Origin of the sequence: Pseudomonas sp. GM25 (assembly GCF_000282255.1) — a bacterium.
GTDB lineage: Bacteria > Pseudomonadota > Gammaproteobacteria > Pseudomonadales > Pseudomonadaceae > Aquipseudomonas > Aquipseudomonas aphyarum.
Map to the genome: position 1 here is coordinate 277,999 of NZ_AKJQ01000038.1, position 16,569 is coordinate 294,567.

Below are 16,569 nucleotides of genomic sequence, written 5' to 3' on the forward strand. Positions count from 1 at the left end.
GCGGAAAAAAGACTCAGAAGCCGTAAGTGGCGGTGGCGTAGTAATAAGCGCCGTTGGTGCCGATCGGCGACAGCACGTCGTACGGCAGGTTGCCGCCGTAGTTGATGGCCGAGCCGGAGCGTTCCGGGTAGTTGTCGGTCAGGTTGTTACCGCCCAGGGCGATACTGAATTTCGGGGTGAATTTGTAGGTCACCTCGGCGTCCAGCTGCCACACCGCGCCATAGGTTTGCTCCGGCTGCGAGTCGCCGAAATCGAACACCCGAGTGGTCTCGCCCTGACGGGTCAGACGCCCGAGCAGGCCCCAATGTTCGCTGGTCCAGTTGGCGGACAACACGAAGCGATCCTTGGGCGCGGCGTCGGTCAGGGTGTTGCGTTCCTCGACGCCGACCAGCGCGTCATTGCCGATCCCTAAGGCGGTCAGCTGCGACGGCGTGCCCTTGGTGCTGGTGACCTTGGTGTGGTTGTAGGTGTACGCGGTGGTCAGGCCCAGTTGCCCGTCGTAGAACGGCTGATGGTAGTTGAGCACCAGTTCCGCGCCGTCGGTGCTGGTGTCGGCGGCGTTGGTGAAGAAGTTGACGTCGTGCACGCCCGCCACGCCGAAGTTGTCGTTGATGTAGCTTTCCAGCGCGTCGCTGCCGATCCGCTGCGACAGGGTGATGCGGTCTTTGACGTCGATGCGGAACACGTCGAGCGACGCATCGAAGCGTTCGTTCAACTGGAACGTCAGGCCGAGACTGAAGTTCTTCGAGGTTTCCGGATCGAGTTTTTCCGCGCCCAGGGCACGGGCAATCGGATCGTTGACCGACAGCACGCGGATATCGGTGAGCGTGCCGCCGTCGCCGAAGTTGCTGGTGGTGTTCTGGAAGCCACTCTGGGCCAGCGACGGCGCGCGGAAGTTGTTCGACACCGCACCGCGCAACGCCCATTGATCGGTCAGCTTGTAGCGACCGCTGAGCTTGCCAGTGAGTTTGCTCCCGGCGTCGTCGTAATGTTCCCAGCGCGTGGCGGCATCGACGAAGAAGCGATCGGTGAGATCACCGGACAATTCGGCGTAGGTGCCGAACACGTTGCGATCCAGATCCGACTCTTCACTCGGGCGCAGGCCGTTGGCGCCATCGGCCCCGGAACCGATGTAAGAGGCCTCGTCCCCGGCAAAGGTCAGGTAGTTTTCGTAGCGATATTCACCGCCCACCGCCAGCACGAACGAGCGGCCGCCGAGGCGCAATTCGCGGCTGAAATCCAGGTTGGTGGTGGTCTGGCGCAACTCGTAGTCGCCAGTGTCGAAGCGGGTCGGCGAGTCCGCGCCGAGGCTGACGTTGAGGGTGCGACGGGTCGCCGATTCGAAGCGGTTGCGACCGTGGGTGACGCTGCTGTCGAAATCCCAGTCGTCGCCAATCAAGCCTTTGTAGCCGGCGGTGGCGGAGATGTCGGTGTTGTCACCCAGCGATTGCGGCAGGTAGCCGTTGGGGTAGAACTGCGCCTGCTCGGACGGGTAGCGATAGAACTCGGCGCCGGTGGTGTGACGTTCGTTGTAGGTGCCGAAGCTGTAAGCCTTGCCGCCGGCCAGCGGCAATTCGCCGTTGAACCAGGCGTTGACGTCCCGCGCCACACCGTCGCCCATTACGTAGTTGCGCTGGCCCGGGGTGTCGGCGAAACCGTCGTAGCCGGCGCGGTTGGTCGGGTTGCGATCCTTGTACTCGGTGCCGCCACGAATGAACCCGCCCTCCTCACCCAGCCGCGTGCCGATCTTGGCGGTGGTCACGCTGTTCTGGCCGTCGGTGGTGGTTTTGCCGATGGCGTCCTGGTGGGTGTGGTAGGCACCGTAGCTGGTGGAGACTTCGCCGCCTTCGGGGGCGTCGTCGAGGATGATGTTGATCACCCCGGCAATCGCGTCGGAGCCGTACTGCGCACCGGCGCCGTCGCGCAGCACTTCGATGCGTTTGATCGCGCTGATCGGGATCGAGTTGAAGTCCACCGGCGCCGTGCCGCGACCGATTTTCGACGAGTCGTTGACCACCGCCGAGGTGTGACGGCGCTTGCCGTTGACCAGCACCAGCACCTGATCCGGGCTCATGCCGCGAAGCTGCGCGGCGCGCACGTGGTCGGCGCCACCGGAGTTGGACTGGCGCGGAAAACTGAACGACGGCAACAGCGTCTGCAACGCCTGGCCCAGCTCGCCGCCACTGGCGCCGGCGGTCTTCAGGTCCTCGGCGGTCAGCACATCCACCGGTACCGGCGAATCCAGCACCGTACGAGCGGTGCCCCGGGTGCCGGTGACCAGCACGGTACCCAGCCGTGTGTCATCGTCGACGCGCGCGGAAGTCTCTTCAGCTTGTGCAGGAAGTTGCCAGATTGCACTGACAACAGCGATGGCGAGTAATGAACGCGAACGGTGAATCATGCGACAGCTCCTTGAATCGCAGTTAATAACCGGCCGCTGCCGAATCATGAAGTGTCGGCAATCAGTGCACGGCAATTTCTGCTGTAGTTTTGATATTCAGAAAGGCAGCCAAGTGCGTTGAACAACTATCGGCTGTTAGAGCGCAAGAACCCCAAAGTTAGTAGAACCCCCTGACTACCGATGCTAGACGAGCGATCGCCTGCCGCAAAAGAACCAATAACGCTTAGGTTATGCCCGACGAACGGAGTGTTTCCTGAGCAACACTTGTGTTTGCGCAACAACATGAACACCCAACTAACTAACAACTAATCACGCACAAAAACGCACTCCACGTTGTTGTAGAGAGCGTTATTAATTTGTGTTTCTTTCGGTGCGAAGTTAGATGCCGTCAGTCGAAGTCCTTTTCCCGCCAGGCATCTTCAGCAATGTCCAGCGCATCGCCGCTGAAGCGCTGTTCAATGAACGGATCGGCGTGCAAATGAAAGCCGTTGCGCTCCCAGAATCCCGGTTGTTCCTGATCGGTGAACTCGAGCCCGCGCAGCCATTTCGCGCTCTTCCAGAAGTATCGCCCCGCCACCACCAGCCGCAGCGGCCAGCCATGTTGGGCGGTCAGCGGCTGACCGTCGTAATGGGTGGCCAGCAGGCTGTCCGGGTGCAGCAGGTCTTCGAGACGCAGGTTGGTCTGGTAAGCGTGATCGGCGTGGGCCATGACGAAGGACGATGTCGGTTCAATGTTCCGGGCCTGCAACAGGTCTTGCAGGTGCACGCCGCTCCAGCGGGTGTCGAACTTCGACCAGCGTGTCACGCAATGAATGTCGCATTGCAACGAGCGTTGCGGCAGCGCTTGCAGATCGGCGTAGGTCAACTCGACCGGGTTGGCCAAGGTGCCGAACAGGCGCAGCGACCACGACGCCAGGTCATAGGCCGGCACCTCGCCTTCGTGCAGGATCGGGAAACGCTCCGTCAGCACCTGCCCCGGCGGCAGCCGTTCGCCCAGCGCCACATCGGCTTTCGGCGAACGGCTCTTGCGCAGGCGCGCAGCCTTGTCGTGCATGTAGGTTCCTCAGTTCGCCACGGGAATCCACGGTGCCCGCGCGACATTCGCGGTGTCACCGAAGGCCGGCAGTTTTTGCCCCAGGTCCCGCACGTTTTTCACGTCCAGATCCAGCAGTTGCTGACGGGTGATCAGGGTCGGCGGCACCAGCACCTTGTGCCCCGGATTTTCCCCGGCAATCAGCATCGCCAGGCTGCGCACGCTGATCGCCCCGGCCACTTGCGGATTGACCGCAGCGGTGGCGGCCCAGGCGCTGTCCGGTTCCTTCATGATCTGGATGTCGGCGGTGGAAATATCGGCGCTGTAGATCTTCACCTTGCGGCTCAGACCGGCCTCGTCCACGGCGATCTTCGCGCCTTTGGCGAACTCGTCGAATGGCGCAAAAATCACGCTGATTCCCGGATTGGCCCGCAGCACGGCGCTGGCCTGATCGGCCACCGAGTTGGCAATCGGCGGATTGAGCGTGCCGAAACGCGCCTTCTCGATGATCCCCGGATTGCTCGCCTTGACCTGGCTCCAGATCTCGTCGCGGCGCTCCATCGGCGTGAAGCCGCTGATGTAGACGTACCCGGCGTCGAAGCGGGTGCCGTTGTCCTTCACCGCTTGATCGAGTGCCAGACGTGCCAGTGCGTGGTGGTCCTGCTCGACCTGAGTCACCTGCGGCGTGTTCAGATCGACGTCGAACGCCACGACCTTGATGCCTTTGGCGAGCGCCCGGTCAATCGGGCCTTTGAGGGTTTCCGCCAGGCCCAGTTGCACGATGATCCCGTCGACGCCGAGGTCGGCGGCCTGATCGATCATCTCGCCCTGGCTCGCAGCCTGTTGCCGCGCGTCGAACACCCGCAGGTTGGCGCCCAGCGCTTCGGTCTGTTTCTCCACGCCGCGCAGGTAGGCTTCAGGGAAATCCCCGGAAAACAGATAGCCCACCAGCGCGATCTGTACCTGACCTTTATCGAACGGCGCCGGTGCGCCGGGCAAGGCCTTGGCCTGCGCATTGAGGGCCAGCGCCGAGAGCAACGCCCCGGCGAGGCAATGACGTGCGAACTGTTTGATTGAACCGTGCATGGATCTTTCCTTGAAGCATCAATGAACCGGCTCAGCGCGCCCGATGCGCGAGGCCGAAGGTGAACATCAGGGCCAGCACCAGCACCAGTCCCTTGACGAAATCCTGCGCGTAATACGGCGCGTTGAGCATGGTCAGGCCGTTGAGCAACGAAGCCACCAGCAGCGCGCCGACCAGCGTGCCAAACGCATTGGGCTTCTTCGCCCCGAGTACGGCAAAACCGATCAGCGCAGCGCCCAGCGCGTCAAGCACCAGCCCGTTGCCGGAGCTGACATCGCCGCGCCCCAACCGCGCCGCCAGCAGCAAACCACCGAGCGATGCGAGCAGCGCCGAGAGCACGTAAGCCAGCAACTTGAAGCGCTGCACCGGCGCACCCGCCAGACGCGCCGCCTGCTCGTTGCCGCCAATCGCATAGAACAACCGGCCGATGCGCGTGCGTTCGAGAAACAGCCACACCGCCACCGCGACCACCGCCGTGATCAACACCGGAACCGGCACGATGTCCCACAGTCGTCCTCGGCCCAGGGCCAGAAACACTGCGCTGAACGAACCTTCGGCTTCATCGCCGTTGGGCAGGGTCATGCCCACCGCAATCGAGCGCCCGCCCGTGGGAATCAGTTGCACGCCGATCACCAGGAACATGCTGCCGAGCGTGGCGAGAATGTCCGGCACGCGCATCTTCACGATCAGCCAGCCGTTGAGCAGCCCGACCAGCGCGCCACCCGCCAGGCTGATCAGCACCGCCGGCACCGCGCCCCAACCGAGCACCACCATCACGTAACTGGCGATCATCAGGCTCATGGCTGCCACTGCGCCGATCGACAGATCCAGTCCGCCGACAGCCATGGTCAGCGTCACGCCAAGCGCCAGCAGCGCGACAATCGACACTGACTGCAGAATGCTGAACAGATTGCCAACGCGCAGGAACGCCGGTTCCGCCACACTGAAAAACACCACGATCAACGCCAGCACCCACAGCAGGCCGTAGCGGATCAGCGCTTGCACGAAGCGCTCGGTCGGCGCCGGGGCGGATGACAACAGGGAACTCGAATCAGGCACTCGCTCTACTCCTTGGCGCGGCGTGAACAATAGAATTTTGCGGATGGCTGCCGGCCAGCGCGGCGACCAGGGTGGCGCGATCCAGCCCGGCACGCGGGTACTCGGCTACCACCGCGTGATCGCGCACCAGCAGAATCCGGTCGGCAATCTCCAGCGCTTCATCGACGTCCGAACAGATCACCAGCGTGGCGCGGCCAGCAGCGCTGTCGCGCAACAACTGGCCGATCTCGCGTCGGGCACGCACATCAACGCCCTGAAACGGCTCGTCGAGGATCAGCACCCGGCCCTCGCCGAGCAGCCAGCGACCGAGCACGACTTTCTGCTGATTGCCGCCGGACAACGCGCTCATCGGCACATCGATGCCAGCGGTCTTGATCCCCAACGCCAAGACTTGCGCCTCGACCGCCGCTGCTTCGGCACGGTTGCGGATGAAACCGCCACGGGTGAAGCGTTCGAGAAACGGCAAGGTCAGGGTTCGACGCAATGAAAAATCCGGCACCAGCGATTGGCTCGCGCGATCTTCGGCGGCGAAAAACACACCACTCTGGATCGCCTGCCGGGGCGAGCCCGGTTGCCAGTCGATGCCGTTCAGTTGCAGAGAGCCGGACACCGGTTTGCGCAGCCCGAACAGCACTTCGGCGATCTCGCTTTTACCGGCGCCGAGCAATCCGGTCAGCACCACCACTTCGTTTTCGTGCAGGGTCAGATCGAAAGCCTGGGTGCGCGGCAGGATTTTCACGTCGCGCAGTTTCAGAACTTCGCGCCCCGCCGCTCGCGGCGTGTAGACGTGAGCCTCCAGCGCCTGACCAAGCATCGCTTCCAGCGCTTCGGGCAGTTGCTTGGCACTGAACTCACCGGCCAGTTGCCCGTCACGCAAGACCACGGCGCGGTCGGCCACTCGCTGCAGATCGGACAAACGATGGGAGATGTACAGAATCGCCACCCCACGGCTGCGCAAGGTGTCGATCAACCCGAACAGACGCTGCGCTTCGGCGTCCGACAGGGCCGCCGTGGGCTCGTCGAGAATCAGCAGTCGCGGTTGCAGGGCAAAGGCGCGGGCCAGCACCACCAGTTGTCGCTCGGCCTGGCCGAGGTGTTCGATCGGTTGCTCCAGCGGCAGCACCAGACCGAGCCCGGCGGCGATACTCGCGGCGCGCTCCAGCAGGCGTTTGCGATTGAGCCAGAAGTCGGCGTCGGGGCGGCACAGTTCATCGAGCAGCAGGTTTTCCGCCACGCTCAACCCGGGCGCGATGCCTTCATTGATCTGCTGATGGACCGCGACGATGCCGAAGCGGCGCGCCGACAGCGGCGAACTGAAGTGCCGGGGCTGGCCATCGATCCAGATCTCGCCGCCATCGTGGGTCTGGCTGCCGGCGAGGATCTTCACCAGCGTCGACTTGCCCGCACCGTTGGCGCCGAGCAGCGCCACCACTTCGGCGGGAAAAATATCCAGGCTGACCCGGTCCAGCGCCCGGTTCGAGCCGAAGGTCTTGCTCAATTCACGTACACGAATGAGTGGTTCGGAGACCACGGCGACAGGCGCACCCATAAAATTCCTTAACGTCGATGAGCCAGCGAACGCACCAGTCGATCGCCCAGGCTTTGCACGCCCTGGACGAGGATGACCAACACCACGACGGTGGCGACCATCACTTCATTGTTGAACCGTTGATAGCCGTAGCGGATCGCCAGATCGCCCAGTCCGCCACCGCCGATGACCCCGGCCATGGAAGAAAAACCGATCAGCATCACCAGCGTCAGGGTGATGCCCGCCAACAGGGCCGGCAGCGCTTCGGGCAACAGCACTTTGAAAATCACGTGGCGGATGTCACCGCCCATGGCGAGGATCGCTTCGATCCGGCCCTTTTCGACTTCGTCGAGGGCGTTCTCGACGATCCGCGCAAAAAACGGAAAGGCGCCGATGGTGATGGGCACCACGGCGGCGGTGCTGCCAAGGGTGGTGCCGACCACCAGCCGGGTCAGCGGGATCAGGGCAATCAGCATCACCACGAACGGCAGCGAACGCCCCAGATTGATGATCGCGCCCAAGGCTTGATTGAGCCTCGGCAACGGGTACAGACCCTGACGGCGGCTGATGAACAGCAACACCCCCAGCGGCAGGCCGATCAGCAGCGTGAACAGCCCGGCGAGCAGCACCATGTACAGGGTTTCGCCGGTAGCGTTGAGCACCAGCTGCAGGATTTCATTCCAGTCGATCACGCGGTTCATGAGTGGGCCGCCCGTACGCCGTATTGCCGCAGAAAACTCAAACCGGGCGCGTCATGCCCCAGCGGCAAGCCGCAACTGGGTCGCAGTGAAGCGCCGAGGGCGGACTGCGGATCGGCGAGCAATCGCGCCACCGGCCCCGCCTCCACCAGTTTTCCATTGGCCATGGACGCGGCGTGATCGCATATCGACTTGACCACGTCCAGCTCGTGGGTGATCAGCACGATGGTCAAACCGAGCTGGCGGTTGATGTCACGCAACAGCTCCAGAATCGATGCGGTGGTTTCCGGGTCGAGAGCGCTGGTGGCTTCGTCCGACAGCAGATACGCAGGACGTGCCGCCAAGGCCCGGGCGATCCCCACCCGCTGTTTCTGCCCACCGGACAGTTGCGATGGAAAGGCTTCGGCCTTGTCGCTCAAGCCCACCAGTTCCAGCAGTTCCCGAACCCGTTCGTGGCGTTGTGGTTTGGCGACCTTGGCGATTTCCAGCGGCACCGCGACGTTGTCGAACACGTTGCGCGAATGCAGCAGGTTGAAGCCCTGAAAGATCATGCCGATGCGCTGACGCTGGCGGCGCAACTCACGGTCGGACAGCGTCGTGAGGTCTTCGCCGTCCAACAGAATCCGCCCGGCATCCGGGCGTTCGAGCAGATTGAGGCAACGCAGCAGCGTCGATTTACCCGCGCCGCTGCGCCCGAGAATCCCGTAGATCGCGCCATCGGGAATGCTCAGCGACACCTGATCCAGCGCCGGGGTCGACGCTGACGGATAGGTCTTGCTCAACTGCTCGACGACGATCATGGCTTGGCATCCGCCACCGGGATCACCGAACCCTTGAAGTTCTCGGCGATGTATTTGGCGACTTGCGGCGAGGTCAGGTCCTTGGCCAGTTGCTGGATGCGCGGATCGTTTTCCAGTTTCGGCGTGGTCACCAGAATATTGGCGTACGGGTTGTGCTCGGCCTTCTCCAGACCGAGCGCATCCTTGGCCGGCACCAGCCCGGCCTCCAGCGCGTAGTTGCCGTTGATCACCGCCAGGTCCACATCGTCCAGCGCACGTGGCAATTGCGGCGATTCGATTTCGAGGATCTTCAGGTGTTTAGGGTTTTCGGCGATGTCCTTCGGTGTCGCCTGATCGGCCGCCGGGTCATTGAAACCGGGCTTGAGCTTGATCAGGCCATTGTCCTGCAACAGGTACAGCGCGCGGCTCAGGTTGGTGACGTTGTTCGGCACCGCGACCGTGCCTTTGTCCGGCACCTGGGCGAAGGTTTTGTGGCGATGGGAATAAATCCCCAGCGGTTCGATGTGCACCGTGGCCGCCACTGCGAGTTTTTCGCCGAGGGCTTTTTCCTGGGATTGCAGGTACGGCAGATGCTGGAAGTAGTTGGCGTCCACATCGCCGTGCACCAGCAGTTCGTTGGAGTTCACGCCCTGCGGGATTTCAATCACCTTGAGGTTGAGCTGCGGATCGAGTTTCTGGATGTACGCCAGAATCTGCGCGTGAGGCACCGGGTCGGCAGCAACGCGCAATGGCTCCAGCGCTTGAGCGCCAAACGAAGTCACCAGCGCGCCGAGGACGGCCAGGGTCAGGCCTGCTTTTTTCAACACTGCTTTTTTCAACATGGGAAAGCGACCTTTTGCGAGTGATGGATCAGGCGTTGGCGGTCTTGCGAAGCGGTGTCGGGGTATTCGACGCATCGGCGTAGAAGCGCTGTGCGACATCGGGATGAGAGCGCAGTCGGCCCTTGAGATAATTCCAGCCGACATCGCGAAACAGCGGGTTGAGCGGATCACTCGCCGGGCCGCGAGCCTCACGCAACAGCACCGTCGGCAAGGGATAAAGCGGGACCACTGCATCGAGTTGCGCACCGAGGAAAAACGCGATGGACAAGCGCTCGCTGCCCACCGGCGGCGATACCACCCGATGCACCGTGGCCCGCAGATAACCGTTGGTGGCCAGCTCCAGCAACTCGCCGATATTCACCACCAGGGTGTTGTCCCGAGGTAGCGCATCGATCCAGCGCCCCTCTTCGATTTCCACTTGCAGGCCGGCCTGCCGGTCTTGCAGCAGGAAGCTGAGAAAACCCGAATCCTTGTGCGCACCGACGCCCTGATTGCTCGCCGTCGAGGCTTGCCCCGGATAGCGCATCAGCTTGATGTGTTCGTTGGGTTTGTCGCCGTACAACCGGTCGAAAGCGTCTTCCGGCAGCGACAGTGACTGGGCGAAAGCGCGCAGCAGACGCAGCGACATTTGGGTCATCGCCTGCTGCCAGTCGAGCAGCAGCGGCTTGAGTTGCGGCAACGCTTCGGGCCATTGATTCGGCCCTTGCAGCCGCGCCCACAGCGGACTGTCGGCGTTCAACGGCAAGGCGTCGCGCTCGGCGCCCAGATCGAACTGTTCACGTTGATCGGGCTGGCCTCGAGTGATCTCGGAAGCAGCGCGGTTATAACCGCGAAAGTGCGGCGAATTGATCATGCCGACGGCGGTTTTCTCGCTGTCGGGCAAGGCGAAGAACTGGCGGGCGTGGTCCTGTACTTGCTCGAGCAGGCTGGCGTCGATGCCATGGCCGGTCAGGTAGAAAAAGCCCACATCGCGGGCGGCATGGCGCAGGTCATCGAGAAAGGCCTGGCGTTGCGACGGCGTACCGTCGAGCAGGGACAGGTCGAGGATGGGTAATGCGGTGATATCTGAGGTGTGCGGCATGATTCACTCCCGTGTGAATCAAACCTGAAGAGTCCGTGATCGATTCAGCGTGTGCCGTCATGGCAATCGGGAAGTCTATCGGTTTGATGCTTTTGATTCGTCTATGAAACAAAACTAAACGATATTAAAAAAACCGAACAAATATCTTTTTTGCATTAGCTTAGGTCTGTCTGACTACAGGACTCAGCTGACCACCGCGCCCTTCGGGCCGCTGGCAATAAGCGCCGCGCCACACGCAGTTTTCATGCCGTCGAGCGCGATGGGCACCCCATCGACGGTGTAGGTGCTGCTGCCCTCGGAAATCGGGAAAATCCCTTTGCACAACGGGCAACTGACCTTGTGACCGAGCCCGGCAATCGGCTTGCCGTTAAGGTCGGTCCGGGAGAAGGCTTCGAGGACTTTGCCACCGTGGGTGGTGGAGTCGCCGAGGCGGATTGCGTCCTTCATGTTGTCACTCCTTTGACCTGACTTCTGGCATGCCAAATGGGTCCGTGGAACCCATCAAGCGTGAAACCGGCGGTGATCCGATATCAATTTTTCTTACTCAGCCATCCACACATCTTCATAACCGGAGGTATCGATGATGAATTTCGCCCCGGTGGGCAAACAAAGATAATTAACAGCCTGGGGCAGCATTTCACTCAGATGGTGAATATGGACGGTCTGGTAAAAATCATCCGCGGCGCAATACTCTCCGCAGTGGATGAACCAACTTACATTCCCTCCATCGGGAGGCTCCACTCTGCTGCCGTAAATCGGAGATAGACCGAGCGTATGCAGGGCGACAGCAACCATCTCTTCAGGTGGCTGGATGGCGAGCCCATATTTTTCACAGAGCACTCTCTGAGAGAATTTGGATGAGGCCGTTTCAATCTCACTCAAAAGAATCTTCTCCACCCAACCGTTATTCTCGTGTTGTTGAACTTCCACCGTCACTTCAACTCTGCAGCCACCAGTTCAGAAGTGTCTCGTCCTCATCGTCATCAATGTTTTTATAGATGTTTGCGTAATACCATTGGATGCCGGTTTTCTCGCTAAACCGATCAAAAAACTCATTGATTTTATCCATCCCGTTGATCGCCGGGACGGCAAGCGAGAGATTGCCCTCATGCACACCGTCCAATGTTCCACCCAGCTCAAGACCGACCCCTCGCTCAAGTCCGGCTATATCCTCGGGGGGAATGTAATCGGCATAAATGTGAATACAAAAATTGCCACCACGCTTCAACACTTCAGCATGCGCATTTTTGTTCCTGATCGAGATCACATCACCCCGTGCCAGATTTAGAGCCAGGCCCGGAGAGGAAAGCAGCTCGTATGTATCCTCTGCGACCTGTTGAGCCGGAAGCTCTTCAAACACAGGACCATCGTCATCTGCGACGAACACTTGAATCAAAACAGGCGCGTTTCTATCGTCCATACGGTGCTCCGCAACTTCCACGTTCAACACACGACATCCCTTCTTTCACGTAACCACTATTCCCAGCGCTCAGGTTACAGGATGCGCCTTCAAGATCCACGTTTACATCGGCTAGGTTGCCACCGTTAGACGTCGCCACGTTCTTGTGACCCAGGTGCATGTCATCCGGGTTTGTAGAGGTCTGGCCACAACGCCAGCACTTGTACACCCCCACTGGCTTGCTCTTGGCAATTAGTTTCTTACGGCAAGCAGACTGCCCTTTCCGACTGCCACCACCAATCTTGCTCGCCGCCATATCCTGAGCCGATGCTCCGTGGCCATCTTTCAATGCAACCTTTGACGGGGCTTTTTTCACCAAGCCAAGCGGGTCGATCCACTGAGTTGGGTTAGGTGCATATTGGTGAAGGTTGATACCACCAGTCAGGCCTATTGGATCCTTCGAGATGAAGCGTCCAACCTGTGGATCGTAGTATCTGTAGCGGTTGTAGTGCAGACCCGTTTCATGATCGTGATACTGACCTTGGAAACGTATAGGGTTGGTCAATCCGTGCTGGACAGCATAACTGGCCTTCTCTTCCTTGACCTGTCCCCAGGCCATGTAGCGTGCGGCCCATACAACCTGCCCCTGTTGGTCTGTCAGCTCCAGGGGAGTCCCCAGATGATCACATTGATACCAGGCCAACACATCAAAGGGTTGTGCTTTCGGATCGTGAGCCCATAACGGGTCTTCATCGAGGCTGTAGCTCCCAATGTACTCAGGCTGACCAACCAAACTGATCGGACCATGTCGAAGCGCCTGCGCGATGGGTATGAACGTGCCTGGCTCATAAATGTAGTGCACGGTACGCCCGGTACCACCATCCATGTCGGCAGGGCTGCTTTCCCACGACAAATTGTCTCCATCCCAGCCGTAGAGCGTCAGACTGCAACCGAGCTCGCGTTGTATCCGACCCTGTTCGTTTCGATTCCAGTGCGAACCGGCTTCGGGACGATGCTTGAAGTGTGCTGTCGAATTCTTATAAATCCGACGTCCCAGCGCATCGTAAGCAAACTCGACAGAGAGACGAGCGTCTTCAAAGTGAACCAGTCGATCAAACAAATCCCACCGCATTTGACTGTGGTTACCATTATACCAACGCAGCGTCTGGTTTCCGCGCTCGTCATATTCATAGTGGGTACCGGCATATTCGCGTATCAGGTTATCTAGAAGCTTGCTCCGTGGAGGATCGAGCTCCAGAGGCCTGCGTACCTCTGAAGCCTTTTCATCGAGCAGGTTACTGGCCGGGTCGAAAGAGAATGTCTCCAACCCATTGCGGCTCACGGCACTGAGCAATCGCCCGACCGGATCATAGCGATAGACTGTTGGGCCCCGGCGACTATCGTTGAGCTCCGACAATTGGCCAACAGCGTCATACTTGTATTCGCGCTTGAGCAATGTGGATTTATCATCAGTTCTCGCAAGCAATTGCTCTTGCAGACGGCCAGCAGGATCCCATTTTTGCGTTTGCAATAGATGATTGCCCTGGTGGCGGGCAACCTCTCGATGCAGTTCGTCACGCTCATACCCGACCAATTCGTGCTCATCCAAACGCAGCCCAAGCAAGTGGCCACTGCCATAGGTCAGCCAACTGACCCGGTGACCGTCTGGGCGAGTCGTCGCAACGCATTGATTGAGCACATCATACTCATGCTTCCAGATCGCAACGGTTGGTTGCTCAAGACCCAGGTAGTGTTGGTGCTCTCTGGTCAGATTGCCCGCAGGATCATAGAACCACTGCAGGCGGCTCTGATCGTTCGTCGCCATGACCATGTTTCCATTGCCGTCGTAGGCAAAGGTTTCACTCTGGGCTGCATCGCCGTGACTTGCATGGCGCCCGATCAATCTTCCCTTCGGATCGAACGTCATTGAGATAACACGCTCTCCAGATACAGCCCGGGCCAATCGACCACTCTCGGGATCGTACTGATAACGAGTGGTGCGACCGTCAAAACCTGTCTCCTCAAGGAGTCGTCCGACTGGATCATAGTGGAACTGAGTACGCTGATTGTTTTCGTTTTCGAGCGTCACTAAACGCCCCAGCAGATCCCAGCGATAACGAAGGGTTTGTTCGCAAGCATCGACTCTCTCGGCGATCAACCCCGCCGCCGTATAACTCCAGGTAGTACAGCGATCCAGGCCATCAACGTGGGTTAGCAAACGCCCTTCGGCGTCGCGCTTAAAATGTTCTTCCGTTTTATCGGGATGTATAACAAGTACAACATGCCCAGATTCGTACTGGTATTCAGTACTCTGCCCCGCTGCATCAGTGAAGCAGATCATCTGACCGCGTTCGTTGTATTCCCAGGCGCTGGCCTTACCCGAGCAGTCCGTGTACTTCAGCAACAAGCCTGCATCGTTGTATTCGAGCGTCTTTTCGTTACCGTTGGCATCCTTGATGGCGACAGGTCGACCTGCCTTGTCATAGGCATACTCTGTCTTATTGCCCAATGGATCGACTGACTCCACCAGATTTCCAGTGTCATCATAGGCGCGCTGCCACTGACCACCCTCAGCGTCGCTGATCCTGATCAACTGGTTCTGGTCGTCATAGGCGTAGTGAGCCACGCTGCCATCAGGACTGATGTGCTCGAGCAAGTTACCTCGCTCGTCGTAACTGTAACGCTCAGTACTTCCGTCGGTATGGACGTGACGAATCACATTTTTGGCTTCATCGCGGAAAAACCACTCCGATCGTTCGTCCGGATATCGAATTCGATAGGTGTAGCCCAAAATGTCGTAATAATGCCAAGTCTCATTGCCGTGTGCGTCAGTAACGTACGTGAGGCGAATGTTTTCGTCCCAATCCAGACGCGTGTCGAAACTGCCGTCATCGGCCCATTCGCGAACAGCTTTGGCATCAGCGGTGTGTCCTTGCCATTGCAGATTCATACCGCGGCCGGTGCGATCGGTATATCGGGTGAGCAGATGGTGTTGGTATTGATAACTCCAGGTCGCCCCGTTCTCATCCTGAGCTTGGACCAGGTCCCCACCGGCATCGTACTGGTAGCCGCAGAGTTGCCGCTGAGGCACCCCATCGCAAATTTCCCAAAGGCCTGTTATCCGGCCATGGTCGTCGATGAGAGTCCCTACATGAAGGTGGACCTGAGTAACGTCATCCTGGTACGTGATCAGATCTGAAAGGATAGAGACATCACCGTGGCGATGCTCGTAATGCAGCATCAACCCGGCACCATTACGCATTACCACGCTCGTCAGGCAGTAAGTGCGGCCACGGCGCACATAAGTTTCTTTTCGCTCGAAACCAAAGCAAACCAGCAGTTGATCTTCCCCCGAACGTACGAGCGTGACGTTCTCAACAGCGTTGTAATGGAACTGGCCAACCTTGGGCAATGGGAAATCGATGCTTCGACCGTCGGCGCCAAAAAACACCAATCCGTCGCCCTTACAGTCAAACCGGGTGGAAAACTCCGTCACCCACCTTGCTCCCAACTCGCTCGCGTCAAATGCATCAAATCGAGAGCTGTAAGTACGCACCCATTCAATCGGGAATGGACCGGCCAGGCTGAAGTCGGTGTGGCTCAAAGACTCTGAACCCAATGCAAAATTGATACTGTTGCAAGTACCGGTACAGCAACCGTTCTTATCCTCCTTCGCGGCCTGATTTGCCGGGCTTTCCTTACTGCTGGCTCCCAATTGACCATCAGTACCCTGACGCTGAGCTTTGCTGGTCGCGCCCGGTTTGACACTAGCGCTCTGACCATGAGCATTACGCTTGCGCCAGCTGGCAACGGCCCCCGTCAGCATGACCAGCAACCAACCAATCGAATGCTGAACGCCAGGATCACTCAGCTTGGTCAGTTGACCGCGCAGTTCCGGCCCCATTGCTCTCAATGTAGAGGTATGGCTGAGTACCATATGTTTGACTTCGTCAGGCATCAGAGCCCGCGAGGCGCTATTGGCCAGACCTTTACCAGCAGCTTTGTATGCACTGAATGCCGCGCCGAAAATATTGCCTATGGCAGCCTTTGGATCACTGAGCAATTTGTCGCCAGCAGCGCTGATCTGCTTCTTTGCATCCTGAACAGAGCCCCTTGTATCGAGCTCACCTTTGACGACGGTTTCAAGTCCTTTCGCAATCTCGTTGATTGCACTTTCACCAAGCTTGCCTGCGTCAGAAAGTATGCCGCCCAACTTTCCCTGAGCCTGCTTTGCAAAGTCGTCAATGGTACCGACGATTGTGGCATTCAGATGACCAATCAAGACTTCAATCAATGAATCGCCGAGCAACATCTTTGCGCTGCTGCGCAACTCTTGTCTGACCAGGAACAACGTAGGGCGCAAACTCATGCGTGCCGCTGCCATGCTTGGTGGAGCAGGCAGCACACCAATCAAGTTGATACCCAGACTGACCCAATCGAGCACTTCGCGTTTTTTGCTCTTGGATAACGTAACGATGTCACCTAAAGCGTCAACAAGCGCCATGATGTTGCCAACCACCGGCAACGAGCCTGCGACGTTTTTGATTCGGTCAAGCGTAACAACACCGCCGCTGATGGATTGAAGCCAGGCATCGAATTTGGCCGCTCCTCGTCCAACATCCTTAGCGTCGATAACATTCAGCGGAACAATGGCAACCTGAGGTT

General features: G+C 59.3%; 13 protein-coding genes. All 13 read right to left on the reverse strand.

The features are described 5' to 3' along the window. Positions 1-13: 13 nt before the first annotated feature. Positions 14-2,401 carry a TonB-dependent receptor plug domain-containing protein gene (locus tag PMI24_RS15545; protein ID WP_007955502.1) on the reverse strand — a complete coding sequence of 796 codons (2,388 nt, stop codon included), beginning with the start codon at positions 2,399-2,401 and terminating at the stop codon, positions 14-16. Between the two features lie 388 nt (positions 2,402-2,789). Continuing rightward, positions 2,790-3,455 carry a sulfite oxidase-like oxidoreductase gene (locus PMI24_RS15550; protein ID WP_007955503.1) on the reverse strand — a complete coding sequence of 222 codons (666 nt, stop codon included), beginning with the start codon at positions 3,453-3,455 and terminating at the stop codon, positions 2,790-2,792. Between the two features lie 9 nt (positions 3,456-3,464). Beyond that, a complete protein-coding gene (locus tag PMI24_RS15555) occupies positions 3,465-4,520 on the reverse strand; it encodes a substrate-binding domain-containing protein (protein WP_007955504.1) in 1,056 nt (351 codons plus the stop codon). A gap of 31 nt (positions 4,521-4,551) precedes the next feature. Beyond that, positions 4,552-5,577 (reverse strand): ABC transporter permease, encoded by a 1,026-nt coding sequence (locus tag PMI24_RS15560; protein WP_007955505.1) that lies wholly within the window; start codon positions 5,575-5,577, stop codon positions 4,552-4,554. Next, positions 5,570-7,126, reverse strand: a complete 1,557-nt coding sequence (locus tag PMI24_RS15565; RefSeq protein ID WP_007955506.1) for a sugar ABC transporter ATP-binding protein — start codon at positions 7,124-7,126, stop codon at positions 5,570-5,572. Before PMI24_RS15565 ends, PMI24_RS15560 begins: the two co-directional genes overlap by 8 nt. Positions 7,127-7,134: 8 nt before the next feature. Beyond that, positions 7,135-7,806, reverse strand: coding sequence for a methionine ABC transporter permease (locus PMI24_RS15570; RefSeq protein WP_007955507.1), 672 nt, complete (start codon positions 7,804-7,806; stop codon positions 7,135-7,137). Next, entirely contained in the window at positions 7,803-8,603 is an 801-nt protein-coding gene (locus PMI24_RS15575) for a methionine ABC transporter ATP-binding protein (RefSeq protein ID WP_007955508.1), read from the reverse strand. The genes PMI24_RS15570 and PMI24_RS15575 overlap by 4 nt, the downstream gene beginning before the upstream one ends. After that, positions 8,600-9,409: a MetQ/NlpA family ABC transporter substrate-binding protein gene (locus tag PMI24_RS15580; RefSeq protein WP_045121784.1), complete on the reverse strand. Its 810-nt coding sequence runs from the start codon at positions 9,407-9,409 to the stop codon at positions 8,600-8,602. The genes PMI24_RS15575 and PMI24_RS15580 overlap by 4 nt, the downstream gene beginning before the upstream one ends. A gap of 43 nt (positions 9,410-9,452) precedes the next feature. After that, complete coding sequence (locus tag PMI24_RS15585; protein ID WP_007955510.1) at positions 9,453-10,505, reverse strand: isopenicillin N synthase family dioxygenase; 1,053 nt, start codon at positions 10,503-10,505, stop codon at positions 9,453-9,455. Between the two features lie 183 nt (positions 10,506-10,688). Next, complete coding sequence (locus tag PMI24_RS15590; protein ID WP_007955511.1) at positions 10,689-10,952, reverse strand: PAAR domain-containing protein; 264 nt, start codon at positions 10,950-10,952, stop codon at positions 10,689-10,691. Between the two features lie 93 nt (positions 10,953-11,045). Further along, complete coding sequence (locus PMI24_RS15595) at positions 11,046-11,441, reverse strand: immunity protein Imm33 domain-containing protein (protein ID WP_007955512.1); 396 nt, start codon at positions 11,439-11,441, stop codon at positions 11,046-11,048. A 1-nt stretch (position 11,442) separates the two neighbouring features. Next, the gene (locus PMI24_RS15600) at positions 11,443-11,925 is read right to left on the reverse strand and encodes a DUF4265 domain-containing protein (RefSeq protein WP_007955513.1); all 483 of its coding nucleotides are present in this window, start codon (positions 11,923-11,925) and stop codon (positions 11,443-11,445) included. Continuing rightward, the coding region (locus PMI24_RS15605; RefSeq protein ID WP_007955514.1) for an RHS repeat-associated core domain-containing protein at positions 11,915-16,569 on the reverse strand (4,655 nt) is incomplete at its 5' end. The genes PMI24_RS15600 and PMI24_RS15605, both read right to left, overlap by 11 nt.

Bases quoted from the DNA above. Each gene is read 5' to 3' on its own strand.
- PMI24_RS15545 (WP_007955502.1), bottom strand. From the start codon at position 2,401: ATGATTCACCGTTCGCGTTCATTACTCGCCATCGCTGTTGTCAGTGCA.
- PMI24_RS15550 (WP_007955503.1), bottom strand. From the start codon at position 3,455: ATGCACGACAAGGCTGCGCGCCTGCGCAAGAGCCGTTCGCCGAAAGCC.
- PMI24_RS15555 (WP_007955504.1), bottom strand. From the start codon at position 4,520: ATGCACGGTTCAATCAAACAGTTCGCACGTCATTGCCTCGCCGGGGCG.
- PMI24_RS15565 (WP_007955506.1), bottom strand. From the start codon at position 7,126: ATGGGTGCGCCTGTCGCCGTGGTCTCCGAACCACTCATTCGTGTACGT.
- PMI24_RS15570 (WP_007955507.1), bottom strand. From the start codon at position 7,806: ATGAACCGCGTGATCGACTGGAATGAAATCCTGCAGCTGGTGCTCAAC.
- PMI24_RS15575 (WP_007955508.1), bottom strand. From the start codon at position 8,603: ATGATCGTCGTCGAGCAGTTGAGCAAGACCTATCCGTCAGCGTCGACC.
- PMI24_RS15585 (WP_007955510.1), bottom strand. From the start codon at position 10,505: ATGCCGCACACCTCAGATATCACCGCATTACCCATCCTCGACCTGTCC.
- PMI24_RS15590 (WP_007955511.1), bottom strand. From the start codon at position 10,952: ATGAAGGACGCAATCCGCCTCGGCGACTCCACCACCCACGGTGGCAAA.
- PMI24_RS15600 (WP_007955513.1), bottom strand. From the start codon at position 11,925: ATGGACGATAGAAACGCGCCTGTTTTGATTCAAGTGTTCGTCGCAGAT.